Source organism: Sulfurimonas sp. (genome assembly GCF_014859695.1).
In the GTDB taxonomy this organism is placed as follows: Bacteria; Campylobacterota; Campylobacteria; order Campylobacterales; family Sulfurimonadaceae; genus Sulfurimonas.
Window position 1 is genome coordinate 84,529 of the sequence record NZ_JACUTS010000001.1, and the last position, 15,296, is coordinate 99,824.

Annotated in this window: 12 protein-coding genes; all 12 read left to right on the forward strand. The window is 35.6% G+C overall.

What is annotated here, in order from left to right:
• The first annotated feature begins 64 nt into the window (after positions 1–64).
• A complete protein-coding gene (gene pyk / locus IBX42_RS00460) occupies positions 65–1,534 on the forward strand; it encodes a pyruvate kinase (RefSeq protein WP_294927133.1) in 1,470 nt (489 codons plus the stop codon).
• 68 nt (positions 1,535–1,602) lie between these two features.
• On the forward strand, positions 1,603–3,162 hold the full coding sequence (locus IBX42_RS00465) for a class I SAM-dependent DNA methyltransferase (protein WP_294927136.1): 1,560 nt from the start codon (positions 1,603–1,605) through the stop codon (positions 3,160–3,162).
• Complete coding sequence (locus IBX42_RS00470; protein ID WP_294927139.1) at positions 3,149–4,243, forward strand: PDDEXK nuclease domain-containing protein; 1,095 nt, start codon at positions 3,149–3,151, stop codon at positions 4,241–4,243. Before IBX42_RS00465 ends, IBX42_RS00470 begins: the two co-directional genes overlap by 14 nt.
• Entirely contained in the window at positions 4,236–5,447 is a 1,212-nt protein-coding gene (locus IBX42_RS00475; protein WP_294927142.1) for a restriction endonuclease subunit S, read from the forward strand. Before IBX42_RS00470 ends, IBX42_RS00475 begins: the two co-directional genes overlap by 8 nt.
• The gene (locus tag IBX42_RS00480; RefSeq protein ID WP_294927145.1) at positions 5,444–7,690 is read left to right on the forward strand and encodes an AAA family ATPase; all 2,247 of its coding nucleotides are present in this window, start codon (positions 5,444–5,446) and stop codon (positions 7,688–7,690) included. The genes IBX42_RS00475 and IBX42_RS00480 overlap by 4 nt, the downstream gene beginning before the upstream one ends.
• Positions 7,691–7,917: 227 nt before the next feature.
• A complete protein-coding gene (locus IBX42_RS00485; protein WP_294927314.1) occupies positions 7,918–8,148 on the forward strand; it encodes an ATP-binding domain-containing protein in 231 nt (76 codons plus the stop codon).
• Between the two features lie 150 nt (positions 8,149–8,298).
• Positions 8,299–8,907, forward strand: coding sequence for a DUF6088 family protein (locus IBX42_RS00490; RefSeq protein ID WP_294927148.1), 609 nt, complete (start codon positions 8,299–8,301; stop codon positions 8,905–8,907).
• Entirely contained in the window at positions 8,904–9,902 is a 999-nt protein-coding gene (locus IBX42_RS00495) for a nucleotidyl transferase AbiEii/AbiGii toxin family protein (protein WP_294927151.1), read from the forward strand. The genes IBX42_RS00490 and IBX42_RS00495 overlap by 4 nt, the downstream gene beginning before the upstream one ends.
• A complete protein-coding gene (locus IBX42_RS00500) occupies positions 9,895–13,059 on the forward strand; it encodes a type I restriction endonuclease subunit R (RefSeq protein WP_294927154.1) in 3,165 nt (1,054 codons plus the stop codon). The genes IBX42_RS00495 and IBX42_RS00500 overlap by 8 nt, the downstream gene beginning before the upstream one ends.
• Positions 13,060–13,074: 15 nt before the next feature.
• Complete coding sequence (locus IBX42_RS00505; RefSeq protein WP_294927157.1) at positions 13,075–14,094, forward strand: aldo/keto reductase; 1,020 nt, start codon at positions 13,075–13,077, stop codon at positions 14,092–14,094.
• A 4-nt stretch (positions 14,095–14,098) separates the two neighbouring features.
• The gene (locus tag IBX42_RS00510) at positions 14,099–14,587 is read left to right on the forward strand and encodes a histidine phosphatase family protein (RefSeq protein WP_294927160.1); all 489 of its coding nucleotides are present in this window, start codon (positions 14,099–14,101) and stop codon (positions 14,585–14,587) included.
• 3 nt (positions 14,588–14,590) lie between these two features.
• Entirely contained in the window at positions 14,591–15,295 is a 705-nt protein-coding gene (locus IBX42_RS00515; protein ID WP_294927163.1) for a CHAD domain-containing protein, read from the forward strand.
• Position 15,296 lies beyond the last annotated feature (1 nt).

A 15,296-nucleotide genomic window follows, 5' to 3' on the forward strand; every position in this document is an offset into this window, starting at 1 on the left:
GAGTTTTATAATTATATTCCAAAGATAATAGTTGAAGCTGATATAGATAAAAAAGGCAGAGGAAATGAAAAAAAGGACAAAAATAGTAGCAACTGTTGGACCCGCATGTGATAGTCTGGAGACAATCACGGCTTTAGTGAGAGCGGGGGTAAATGTTTTTCGGCTAAATTTTTCTCACGGCACTCACGAGTATCATTTTGGTGTTTTGCAAAACATAAGAGAGGTAAGCAAGCAAACAGGTTTGTATATCGGTGTTTTGCAAGATATCAGCGGACCCAAGATTAGGGTGGGTGACTTGAGGGATACTTTTGAGATTATGCACGGCGACAAGATAGAAATTTTAAAGAGCGGTATAGTTGGGTACAAAAGCAAAAACAACACTTATGTTTTAAGCATAAGTGAGCCAAAAGTTCTGCAAGATTTAAATATGGGGAGTGATATCTTCTTTTGTGATGGGCAGATTAAGACAAAAATAGTAGAAATAAAAGATGACAAAATTGTGGTTGAAGCTCTTAGCAACGGTATCTTGTCCTCTTTTAAAGGGGTTAATTTTCCAAACACAAGACTAGGTCTTGATGTACTTACGCCAAAAGATATAAAAGATATGGAGTGGGGCGTAAAAAACAGTGTTGATTTTATGGCGATATCGTTCGTTCAACATGCAAAAGACGTCATAAAAGCCAGAGAGATTGTAAGCTCTTTTGGCGGAGATGTGCAGATATTTGCAAAGATAGAGAAGTTTGACGCCGTTGAAAATATTGATGGGATCATAGAAGCAAGTGACGGGGTAATGGTGGCAAGAGGCGATTTGGGGATAGAGATTCCCTACTATGAGGTGCCTCAGGTTCAAAAAATGATTATCCAAAAAGCAAATGAGATGAGCAAGCCCGTAATTACCGCCACTCAAATGCTTCTCTCGGTGACAAACTCCAAGAGCGCGACAAGGGCGGAGATAAGCGACGTGGCAAATGCCGTACTTGATGGAACTGACGCAGTTATGCTCTCCGAAGAGACGACCGTGGGCAAATACCCTGTAGAGGCGGTAACAATTATGATGGAAACCATCAGAGCGACTGAGAGGTCAACTTATCCATATCATAAATTTTCAGATTTTGTGATGCATGATTTTACCGACAGCATAAACTACTCCGCTGCAAGGTTGTCAAACCATCTAAAAACAGACGGTATTATTGCTATGACAAACTCAGGCAACAGTGCGAAAAAAATCGCAAGATACAGACCAAACCAGACTATTTACGCGGGCTTTCATTCGCAAAAAACGGCAAGAGTTCTTACTATTGTTTGGGGCGTAGTTCCGGCATTTTTGGTAAAAAAAGGCTCAATCGGGCAGATGCTCAACCAGCTTTTAAACGATGGAATAAAACGCAATCTAATCAGCTTTGAGAGAAGTTACATCCTTATAGCAGGCGACCCGTCAGGGGTGAGCGGCAGCACAAATATGATAAGAGCGCTTCGAAAAGAGGAGATGGAATTTTTTGTAAATCTAAAAGATTTGGAACGTTATGAAGGGTAAATATTCTAACTAATTTAGTTAAAATACATAAAAAAATAATAAAGTACATATATTAGGAAAAAGAAGCAATGGCGAAAGAGAAACAAGAAGAGTCGATAGAAAAACAACTATGGAAAGCCGCAGATAAACTACGAAAAAATATTGATGCCGCAGAGTATAAACATGTGGTTATGGGGCTTGTGTTCTTGAAGTATATCTCAGACAGTTTTCTTGAGCTTTATAACCAACTAAAAGCCGGTAACGGTGATTATGCAGGAGCTGACCCAGAAGATAGAGATGAATACAAAGCTGAAAATGTGTTTTTTGTTCCACCTACTGCCAGATGGTCGTTTCTTCTTTCAAATGCAAAACTGCCAAACATCGGAAAAATTGTTGATGAGGCTATGGACGTTGTCGAAAAGGACAATCCATCACTAAAAGGAGTTCTACCAAAAGTTTTCGCACGAGATAATCTCGACAGCAAATCTCTTGGTGGACTCATTGACCTTATAGGAAACATAGCGTTTGGAGACGCAAAGGCTAGAAGTGCAGATGTACTTGGTCATGTGTTTGAGTACTTCTTGGGCGAGTTTGCACTTGCTGAGGGCAAACAGGGCGGACAGTTCTATACTCCAAAAAGTGTTGTTGAACTTCTTGTAAAAATGTTAGAGCCTTACAAAGGCAGAGTGTTTGACCCATGTTGCGGCAGTGGCGGTATGTTTGTTCAATCTGAAAAGTTTGTCACAGAGCATCAAGGAAAAATAAACGATATTTCTATCTACGGTCAAGAGTCAAACCAAACCACATGGCGACTGGCAAAAATGAACCTTGCCATCCGTGGAATAGACAGCTCACAAGTCAAATGGAACAACGAAGGCTCATTTTTAAATGATGCTCACAAAGACCTCAAAGCCGACTTCATCATCGCTAACCCGCCTTTCAATGTGAGTGACTGGAGCGGTGACCTGTTACGAAACGACGGAAGATGGAAATACGGAACGCCGCCCGAGGGAAATGCCAACTACGGATGGATACAACACTTTCTCTATCACTTGGCACCAACGGGAACGGCAGGTTTTGTTCTGGCAAAAGGAAGCCTTACTTCCAACACTTCAAATGAAGGGGAGATAAGAAAAGCTCTCATCGAAGCCAACTTAATCGACTGTATAGTAAATCTACCTGCAAAACTCTTTTTAAATACTCAAATCCCCGCTTCAATATGGTTTATGAAACGAGGACGAACAACCAAAGATATTTTATTTATAGACTCTCGAAATATGGGTGCGCTTATCAACAGACGCACTAAAGAGTTCAGCCATGAAGACACAAACTGTATAGCTAAAGTTTACCACGACTGGAAAATTCATACCTCTCGTCATTCCGTACTTGATACGGAATCCACTTATCAAGACATAAAAGGCTTCTGCGTATCAGCAAGCCTTGAAAAAGTACGAGAAATGAACTATGTTCTCACTCCTGGGCGATATGTAGGACTGGAAGATGTTGAGGATGAATTTGACTTCAAAGAGAGATTTGCTTTTCTACAACAAGAGCTAAAAGAGCAGATGCAAGAGGAACAAAGCCTAAACGACAAAATCTTGGCAAATCTAGCCAAAGTAAACTTGGTGGTAGAAAATGAAGCCAACTAAGATAATCTCATCAGAGTATAAAGAGTGGATAAATGAGATAAAACAAAAGTTTCAAAGATCTCAAATAAAGGCATCAATACAAGTTAATAGCACTTTGTTGGAGTTTTATTGGAACCTTGGAAATGAAATAGTTGAAAAACAAAAAAATAGCACTTGGGGAAGTGGTTTTTTACAGCAACTAAGCAATGATTTAAGTGCAGAATTTTCTGATGTAAAAGGGTTTTCATATCGTAATTTAAAATATGTACGACAGTGGTTTTTATTTTATACGACAATGGATACAAAAGGGAAACAGCTTGTTGCCCAATTTGATGATAAAAAAAGGAAACAAGTTGTTTCGCAAATTTTGATGATACCATGGGGACATAATATCGCCATCATTCAAAAATGCAAAAGTGTAGATGAAGCCCTATATTATGTACAAAACACTATTAAAAACGGTATTAGTAGAAATGTACTTATTCACCAAATAGAAACAAATCTTTATGCAAGGGATGGAAAAGCTATCACAAATTTTGAAGCTACATTGCCACCTATTCAATCTGATTTAGCTAAAGAGATTACAAAAGACCCTTATAACTTTGATTTTTTGAGCCTTACAAAAGGCTACCTTGAAAAAGAGTTAGAAAATGCTCTCACGGACAATATCACAAAGTTTTTACTAGAACTTGGAAGCGGATTTGCCTTTGTGGGCAGACAGTATAAGCTCCTAGTCGGTGGTGATGAGTTTAGAATAGATTTGCTTTTTTATCATACCAAGCTTAAATGTTATGTGGTAGTGGAGCTAAAGGTAGAAGCGTTCAAACCAGAGTTTGCAGGAAAACTTAGCTTTTATACATCAGCAGTAGATGGTGAGCTAAAAGATAAAAATGACAATCCAACCATAGGGATACTCATCTGCAAATCCAAAAATGACATAGTCGTAGAGTATGCACTCAAAGATATAAATAAACCTTTGGGTATTAGTGAGTACGAGCTCACAGAAATCCTTCCAAAAGAGTATAAATCATCACTTCCTAGCATAGAGCAAATAGAGGCACAATTAGAAGATGAGAATGCAGAGGCGGTGGGTGATGAGTAAGACAGTCATTGCGAGGAGCGAAGCGACGAAGCAATCTACTTGGAGAGAGTGTAAGTTGGGGGATGTTTGTATAAATATTGCCTATGGATACACTGCCAGTGCAAATTCTGAAAGAATTGGACCAAAATTTGTAAGAATTACCGATATAGTTCCAGCCAGAATTAATTGGGATACTGTGCCATTTTGTCAAATTGATGAATCAAAGAAAGAGCAATACAGACTAGAAATAGGCGATATAGTCATTGCGAGAACAGGAGCAACAACAGGCTATAACAAAGTAATTAGAGACAATGTAGATGCCGTTTTTGCATCATATTTAATAAGATACAAAATTAATTCAAAAATTGCCAATCCATCATATGTAGCATACAATTTACAATCTTATGAATGGAAAGGTTTTGTTGAAGGGATTATTGGCGGTTCAGCACAACCAGGAGCGAATGCAAAACAATTTGCAAGTTTTAATTTTCTACTTCCACCACTAGAAGAACAAAAAGCAATAGCAGAAGTTCTAAGCTCCCTTGATGATAAAATCGACCTTCTCCACCGCCAAAACAAAACCCTTGAAGAGTTAGCACAAACACTTTTTAGACAATGGTTTATTGAAGAAGCTAAGGATGAGTGGGAAGAATACAAAGTAAGAGATTTTGCTACTCATAAAAAAGTTAGTATAAAACCTGCACAAAATCCTAATGATGAGTTTTTACATTTTAGCTTACCTGCTTTTGATACAAATAAAGAACCAAATATTGAATTGGGTTCAGATATTAAAAGTAATAAATATCAAGTAGAACCTTTTTCAATTTTAATGTCAAAACTAAATCCAAAAACTCCAAGAGTATGGGATATTTACTTTGAACCTAAAGTAAATTCAATTTGTTCTACTGAGTTTCAAGTAATACAACCAAATGAAAAAGGGCTTTTCCCTTTCATATCAACACTTTTAAAATCAGATAAAGTTATTGGTGATTTGACAATGTCAGCTTCTGGTACAAGTGGAAGCCATCAAGGGGTAAAGCCAGAAGATATATTAAATATAAACTTTTTAACTCCATCAGTTGATAAGATAAGAGAATTTTCAGAATTACTAGAACCAAATTATTTAAAACAAATGAAAAATCAAAATCAAATCAAAACTCTTGAAAATATGCGAGACACACTTTTGCCGAAGCTTATGAGTGGGGAAGTGAGGGTTGAATCATGAATGAAGTAAATCAAGCTATTTTATCCGTTGATAAAAACATCTCAAAAAACATAAGTAAATTTGATGATAGTGAAAGAGGTTTGCTTTCACAAAACATTTTATCACACCTTCGAAATTTAGTAGAACTTATTTTTTTAACAATTTATAATCAAAGAAAAAACACATCTCTCAAACCTGAATATGAAAATTTTAGGATTGCAGAAAAATTTGTGAAATCAATTGGAACATTTAGATTTTTAGGTAAATTTCATGATTTATTACAAATTTCTGCTTCTCATTATACTCTTGATGAAAATGCTTCTGAAAGATTAATGCTCAAATATTATGAATATCTTTTAAAAATAAAGTCATTTTTACTAAAAGAATATAGTTTAGAAGTTTTTTTAAATATCAATGAATTTCCTATAAAGTTGGATAAAACCACACAAGAATATTATGAAAAGATTGCAGAAAGAATAGATATACCTTTAATAGGGAAAACTCAAAAAGACAGATACTATATTCAAAAAATTAAACCTTTTTTTGTAAATAATGAAGTCTACTATGAGGCAACTTTTACAAAATCTCATGATAAAGTAAGTAAGTTTGATAGGATAATTGCTTTTACAAAATTAGACATTACTCAAAACTATGCTGTTGATTTATTTATTGGAAAAGAATATATCGAAATATTAGGTAAGCAAATGCCTATAAATGTTATTCAAAATTGGGAAGTTTCAATAAGACCTTGTGAACTTAATAATTTTGCAAGAATATGCGGCATAAATATAAATATACAATCTAGTCATAAAGAATACAAAGAATTAATGCTGTTTTTAACTCAAACAAGTTTCAGTCTTAATGAATATGTCATTCAAGAACAAGGATATTATGATTTTGTAAAAAATAAAGTAACAGATGGCAGCAAAATACAATTTTTTGATGTATTAGATAATTGTAGAGAGCTGTTATTGCATAACAGAGCAGGTTCAAATATTGTTCGATACCTTCTACATATTATGAATAATAAAATTATAAAAAAACAAACTCATAATGAATCAAACTTTAAACTATCTAATTTATTACTTAACTGGGGATGTATCCCTTTTGATCAAATGCCTTTTACTACATCATTGATCAATCATAATCCAAGAATATATGATTTGTTTGATTGCATAAATCATGAAAATAGAGAACACGAATTTTTGGCTAGATTTATTCAAAACAATACAGAGATCAAAGGAGAACTATTTACCCCATTAAATGAAGTGGAAAAATTTGATAATCTAAATACTCTTATCAAAAAATATAACGGTTTAATTTATAGAAAAACCCAGTCAAATCGCTTAATTGAAAGTTATAAAGATAGTTTTCTTTATATGAAAGGCTATAAAGAAAACACAATAGAGATAATCAAAAAATTAGAAGAGTTGTCAAATGAATGTATTGAAAATTATTCTAATTCTGTAAAAGCTTGGATTGAAGGAACAGACCATAATATTGATTGTGAAGATAAAAAGAAATTTTTAATTAAAATGTTTGAAAGTTCAAAAGTGGCTATGATTTATGGAGCGGCTGGAACTGGAAAATCTACAATGATAAATCATATTTCTAACTTTTTTAAAGATAAGAAAAAAATTTATTTAGCACAAACAAATCCCGCAACAGATAATTTAGAAAGAAAAGTCGATGCTCCAAATTGTAAATTTATGACAATTACAAAATTTTTATCTAAAAGAAATAGTGATACTAAATGTGTAATTTTATTTATAGATGAAAGTAGTACAGTTAATAATTCTGATATGCTCGCTATTTTAAATAAAGCTTCCTTTTCTCTGATAGTATTAGTTGGCGATATTTTTCAGATTGAATCTATTAGGTTTGGAAATTGGTTTGAATCATCAAAAGATTTTTTACCAAAAAATACTATTTTTGAGCTAACTAAGCCTTGGAGAAGTAAAAATGATAATTTACTTGAATTATGGGATAAAGTTCGAAGTTTAAAAGATGACATTTCAGAACATATTCAAAGAAATGGGTACTCTACTAATTTAGATGAGTCTATTTTTGATAATCATAGAGATGATGAAATAATACTTTGTTTAAATTATGATGGACTTTATGGAATAAATAATATAAATAGGTTTTTACAAGCTAATAATCCAAATAAACCCATTGAGTGGGGAAGTTTAATATATAAAATAAACGATCCCATTTTATTTAATGAAAAAAAAGATTTGGTGATGCCATATATAATAATCTAAAAGGCAAGATAGTTGATATAAAAGTTTTAGACAAACAAATCGAGTTTGATATAGAGATAGATAAAGTAGTAAATCAGTTAGATATAGAATGGTACGATTTTGAATTAGTAAGTAGTGATAGCAAAAAATCAGTTATTAGATTTAAAGTTAATCAATTTCCAACAACAGATGAGGATGATGAATCATCAGAAGCAATAGTTCCATTTCAAGTTGCTTATGCCGTATCTATTCATAAAGCTCAAGGCTTAGAGTACAGTTCTGTCAAGATTGTCATAACTAATGAAGTAGAGGAAATGATAACCCATAATATATTTTATACCGCAATAACAAGAGCCAAAGAAGATTTAAAAATATACTGGTCGCCTGAAACAGAAAACAAAATTTTACAAGAGTTAAAACGAAAAGACAATAATAAAGATGTTGGATTGTTGAAATCAATAATTGAAAGAGCAAAGTAAAATGACTAAAATAACCGAAAATGAAATAGAATTGTTTGTAATTGAATTTTTAGAAAAACTTAAATCACACTATTTTAACAGACTGATTAAAGTAAATATAAATCTAGAAAAGTATATACTTTTTTCTAGATATTAATAAAAAGGAAACCTATGTCTAGCCTCTATAATAAAGCATTTTATTTTATATCTGGACATGGTAGGGGGTGGGCATTTTCATCTGGTGATTTACTTGGTAAATTTAGTAGAACGCAAGCAGATAACCTTCTCTGTGAACTTCTAAAAGATGGCAAGATACGCAGAGTAAGCAGAGGCATCTACGACTACCCAAAATATAGCGAGTTTTTAGAGCAAAATGTAAGTCCTGACATTGATCAAGTAGCGAGAGCATATGCAAGAAAATTTAATTGGAGAATAGAAATCTTAGGCGATAGTGCTTTAAATATGCTTGGGTTATCTACACAAGTTGTTGCTAAGTACATTTATCTCAATGATGGGGCAAATAGAACCTATGACATATTAGGTACAACGCTAGAGTTTAAAAAAGCCACTTTAAAAGATATAGGTTTTAAGTACAAAGAGAGTTCATTGATAGTTCAAGCTCTTAAAGCTTTAGGTAAAGAGCGAATAACTGCTGATGTTATAAAGCAAATTCAAAAAAATATTGACCCTAAGATGTATGAGAAGATTTTAAAAGACACTCAGTCTTCAACGACATGGATTTATGAAACAATTAAACTGATTTGTCAGGTTGAAACATGAATAAAATAGCTCTAGCATCATCAGAAAATAGAAAACAACTTTTTAGTGCAACTGCTAGAAAAATGAACACAACATCTGCTATCATTGAAAAAGATTTTTGGGTTGTATGGGTGTTAGATAAGATATTTTTTGATGAGAGACTTAACAAAATTTTGATGTTTAAAGGCGGTACGAGTCTTTCTAAGGTCTTTGATCTTATAGGTCGCTTTTCAGAAGATATAGATCTGATACTAGACTGGAGAGAGGTTACAAAAGAAGACCCAAAAGAAGAGCGAGATTCTAAAACAAAACAAGTTAAGTTTAACGAGCAAGTTAATGAAGATGCAAAAGCTTATATAAAAGATGTATTGTTGCCTATTATTTCAGAGATTGTTTTCCCTCAATGTGTTTGCACAATAGATAAAAGTGAGGCATTCAATATTAATGTAAAATATCCTGCTACTTTTGATGATTTATATTTAAGACCTCAGATTTTACTCGAAATTGGTCCTCTGGCTTCTTGGTTGCCATATGATAGTTTTGAAATAGTGCCATATGCTGCACAACATTTTTCAAAGGTGTTTGAAAGACCAAAATGTAGTGTTAATGCTATAGTTGCTAAAAGAACATTTTGGGAAAAAACTACGATTTTACATCAAGAAGCCCATAGAGTTCAAGAAAAGCCTTTACCTTCTAGATATTCAAGACATTATTATGATTTGGCAGTAATGGCTAAATCAACCGTAAAAGATGAGGCTATTAAGGATTTGGAACTTTTAAAAAATGTCGTTGAGTTTAAAAAGAAATTTTATCCTTCTGCTTGGGCAAAATTTGATGATGCAACACCTGGTAGTTTAAAACTTTTGCCTCCTAATTTTAGAGTCGAAGAGTTACGAAAAGACTACAATGCTATGGAACATATGATTTTTAATAAGTATCTTACTTTTGAAGAAATAATGTTAATATTAAAAGCACTAGAAGATGATATAAATTCTTTGGAGCCAACTGATGACTAAAATAACCGAAAATGAAATAGAACTATTCGCCATAGAACTTTTGGAGCGCCTTGGGTTCGAGTATATCTATGCACCAAACATAGCACCTGACAGCCAAACTCCTATGAGAGAATCTTTTGAAGATGTGATCTTAAAAGACAAACTCCAAAACGCACTTATAGCTATCAATCCTACTTTAGAATATGACCTAATAGAATATGCTATAAAACAGTGCCAAAGACTTAGATCTACAGAGCTTTTGCGTGATAACGAAACTTTTCACAAAGTGCTTACGGAGGGTATAACTGTTGAGGTTCAAAGAGATGGTGTCACACGTGGAGAGATAGTTAAACTCATAGATTTTGATGATGTGAGCCGTAATGATTTTGTAGTATCCAATCAATTCACTATCGTTGAAAATGGTATCAACAAGCGACCTGACCTCATCCTCTTTGTAAACGGCTTGCCATTAGTGGTAGTTGAGCTGAAAAACCCCGTAGATGAAAATGCAACTATTGGTTCCGCTTACAAGCAGATACAAACATATAAAAGTGTTACACCGTCGCTATTTACCTACAACGCTTTTTGTGTCATAAGTGATGGCTTTGAAGCGAAAGCGGGAAGTATATCCGCAGGTTTATCACGATTTATGAGTTGGAAAAGCAGTGATGGAAAGAGTGAGGCTTCAAAGCTTGTCTCACACATGGAAACGCTTATAAATGGTATGTTAAATCCTGCTACATTGCTTGATTTAGTCCGAAACTTCATCGTTTATGAGAAGAGTACAAAGGTAGATAGCAAAACGCAAATCACTACCATTGAAACAGTAAAGAAGTTAGCAGCTTATCATCAATACTATGCGGTAAACAAAGCAGTCGAGAGAACGACACGGGCAAGCAGCATTGACGGCGATAAAAAAGGCGGGGTTGTCTGGCATACGCAAGGAAGCGGTAAGTCGCTCTCTATGGTTTTTTATACCGGTAAAATCGTTCTCAGCCTAAACAATCCGACCATCTTGGTAATCACCGATAGAAATGATTTGGATGACCAGCTTTTTGATACTTTTGCCAGTTCACAGAGTTTACTCAGACAGGAGCCTATTCAAGCGCTAAACAGAGACCATTTAAAAAGTCTTCTGAAAGTTGCAAGCGGCGGAGTCATATTTGCAACTATTCAAAAGTTTTCGCCCCAAGATGGAAATATCTATGATGAGCTCTCAGACAGACGAAACATCATAGTCATAGCCGATGAGGCACACCGTACACAGTATGGGTTTAAACCTAAAACGGTTGATGAAAAAGACAAAGACGGCAATGTTATCGGTAAAAAGATTGTTTATGGATTTGCAAAATACCTCAGAGATGCTCTCCCAAATGCCACTTATCTTGGATTTACAGGCACGCCGATAGAAAGCAGTGACATAAACACGCCTGCCGTGTTTGGTGATTATGTAGATATTTACGATATTTCACAAGCGGTTGAAGATGGCGCTACTGTTAAAATCTACTATGAAAGCCGACTTGCAAAGATACAGTTGAGCGATGAAGGCAAAAAGCTTGTCAAAGAGCTTGATGATGAACTTGGAAATGAGGAACTGGACGATACGCAAAACGAAGTTTCTTTAGTAAAAGCCAAAGCGAAATGGACGCAACTTGAAGCGCTCATAGGAAGTGAGAACAGAGTTAAAGAAGTCGCAAGCGATATTGTAAATCATTTTGAAGCGCGTCAAGAAGTGTTTGATGGCAAAGGGATGATAGTAGCAATGAGTAGAAGGATAGCTGTCAGCCTCTATGAAGAGATTATTAAACTTCGTCCTCAGTGGCATAGTGATGATTTGAATAAGGGCGTTATCAAAGTTATCATGACAGCCAGTTCTAGTGATGGTCCGCAAATGGCAAAACACCATACTACAAAGCAACAAAGACGAGATTTGGCTTCTCGTATGAAAGATACGAATGATGAACTAAAACTCGTCATCGTTAGGGATATGTGGCTGACTGGATTTGACGCACCGTCAATGCATACACTCTACATTGACAAACCGATGAAAGGGCATAATCTCATGCAAGCCATCGCAAGGGTTAATAGAGTTTATAAAGATAAGCCGGGTGGACTCGTTGTTGATTATCTTGGGATTGCGAGTGACCTTAAAAAAGCCCTTTCGTTTTATAGTGACAGTGGCGGTAAAGGTGATCCTGCACTTGCACAAGAAAAGGCTGTTGCACTGATGCTTGAAAAACTTGAAGTTGTATCGCAGATGTATTATGGATTCGCTTATGAAGATTATTTCCAAACAGATACGAGAGGTAAATTAACCCTTATACTCGAAGCAGAAGAACATATACTCGGCATTGAAGATGGTAAAAAAAGATACATAGATGAAGTAACAGCATTATCACAAGCATTTGCTATCGCGGTTCCTCATGAAGAAGCTATGGATGTAAAAGATGAAGTCTCATTTTTTCAAGCGGTAAAAGCACGACTAGTGAAGTTCAATGGCACTGGAAGCAGTGTCACGGATGAAGAGATGGAAACAACCATCCGCCAAGTCATAGATAAAGCACTTGTAACGGAGCAGGTGATAGATATTTTTGATGCTTCTGGGATTAAAAAGCCTGATATCTCTATCTTGTCTGAAGAGTTTTTACTAGAAGTTCAAGGGATGAAGCATAAAAATATAGCTCTTGAAGTACTAAAGAAACTACTTAACGATGAGATAAAAACTAGAATGAAAACAAATTTTGTTCAAAGTAAAACACTCATGGAGATGTTAGAAAATTCTATCAAAAAATATCAAAATAAAATACTCACCGCAGCTGAAGTTATAGATGAGTTAATAAAACTCAGTAAAGATATTCACAAGATGGATGAAGAGCCAAAAGCAATGGGTTTGAGTGATTTTGAATATGCATTTTATACGGCAGTTGCAAATAACGAAAGCGCAAAAGAGCTTATGAGCAAAGATGTTTTACGAGAACTTGCCGTTGTTTTGACTCAGAGGGTGCGAGAAAATGCTTCTATTGATTGGACTATCAAAGAGAGTGTCAGAGCTAAATTAAAAGTTATAGTTAAAAGAACTCTGCGACAGTTTGGTTATCCGCCGGATATGCAAATGTTGGCGACTGAAACGGTACTCAAACAAGCGGAAATGATTGCAAACGAACTTACAAATTTTTAAGATGGAGATTTTTATATGAAATACAGATACATTGGAAAAACAGGACTTAGAGTTACTCCAATCTGCTTGGGAACTATGAGTTTTGGCTCATGGAGCGATGAGGCGGAGGCTTTTAAAATCATGGACAAGGCTTATGATAGAGGGATTAACTTTTTTGACACAGCAGAACTCTATCCCGTCCCGCCTGATGAAAAATATGCAGGCGTAACCGAGACTATTGTGGGAAAATGGCTAAAGGGCAAACCAAGAGAGAGCATCATCTTAGCTTCAAAGGTCGCAGGTGCGGCAAACGGCTGGTTTGTTCCGCCAATCCGCCATGGCTATACGGCGATTGACTCGTTTCATATAAAAAGAGCTATAGAGGGGAGCTTGAAGCGGTTGCAGACCGACTATATCGACCTATATCAGATGCACTGGCCTGACAATGTTGTGCCGATAGAGGAGTCATTAAGGGCGTTTGACGAGCTTGTAAAAGAGGGCAAGGTAAGATACGTCGGAACTTCAAACGACACTGCTTACGGGCTTACAAAAGCAAACGAGACCTCAAAAAGGCTAGGCATTGCAAGATTTGAGTCCATTCAAAACAACTTTTCACTCAACAATCCGCGCTTTTTGGATGAGCTCTCAGATGTCTGCAAAAGAGAGCAGATATCGCTTCTGCCGTACTCTCCGCTTGCCGGTGGAGTGCTCAGCGGAAAGTATAACGGCGAACTTTACCCTAAAAATGCGCGCTATTGTGACTATCTTTTGAGTAAAAGTAGTCGTTTAAACTCGCAAGTTGCAAGATTTGTAAATGAGAAAACCCTAAAAGCAACTGCGCGCTATCTGGGTATTGCAAAAAAGCTTGAAATGTCCGTTGTCACTATGTCAATCGCTTATACAAAGCAGTTTGATTTTGTCGCTTCAACGATTATCGGGGCTAGAAACATAGAGCAGATGGATGAGTCACTCGCTGCGCTTGATGTAACACTGAGTCAAGAGACCATGAGTGAGATAAAAGCGGTGCAGCAAGAGATTATGTACCCGATGGGATGAGAAGATGAAAAAGCTATACATTATCAGACATGCAAAATCGAGCTGGAGTGATGTGACGTTAGATGACTTTGAGAGAGCTCTGAACAAAAGAGGCAAAGCAAATGCTCCTATGATGGGTGAGCGGCTCAAAAAAAAGGGCGTAATGCCCGACATCATCATCTCTAGTCCCGCAAAAAGGGCGAAAAACACCGCGGAGATAATAGCTAAGGAAGTGGGATATAAAAACATACTCTTTTTGGATGATATATACGAAGCAACATCTGAGACGCTGAGTAAGATACTTAAGGCACTTGATGACAGTTACGGAGTCGTCTTTTTGGTAGGACATAATCCATCGCTTAATGAACTGGCATATAAGCTCGCAGGCTTTAGTGAAAATATACCGACATGCGGCATTGTAGAGATAGAGTTCGAGTGTAGGAAATGGGCAGAAATAGCTCCCCAAAATGCAAAGTTAGTGATGTTTGAGTATCCTAAAAAGAGTAGTGAGTAGGTTATGAAAAATGCGCTTTTAGCTAAAAAACTTGAAAAATTTAAAGAGTTTATAAACCGTTTCACAAAAAAATCCCTCCAAAGCGCCGATGATATCCACTCTTTGCGCATCAAGTGCAGAGAGCTTTTTTCTCTGCTTGACAAAGAGGGCACATTTGCCAGAAGTGTAAAAAAGGTCATCTCTTTGAGTAATGAGATAAGAGATATCGATGTCTTTTTTGATGAGTATCTTGAGTCTTTGCCAAAAAAGTATAGAAAAAAAGTACTAGAGGAAATATCCTCAAAAGCAAAAGAGGGTGTGAGAAAAAAAGAGATAAAAAAACTTCGTAGTTACCTTAGAAATCTAAAAGTTCCAAAGAGCGCAGAGCAAAAAACAGAGGAAGAAACAGAGCAAAATTTGGTTGCGATGAAGCTTCCAAAGTTTGACAAAAAGAAGCTGCACAAATATAGAATCTACATAAAAAAGAGGCTCTACATAGAGAAAAACAGCTCCCTAAAAGATGAGAAGAAGATAGAGAGGCTAACAGACATAAAAGACGCTTTGGGCGCGATAAACGACAACTATAACGCTTTAGAGAGACTGTGTAGCTACAATATAAAAGAGTCATTGTATGAAAAGATAGATAGATTTACGCACAAAAAAAATAAAAAATTATATAAGAAGTTAAAAGATAAAGAGGTCTGTCTTATGAATTTGGAATTACAATAGT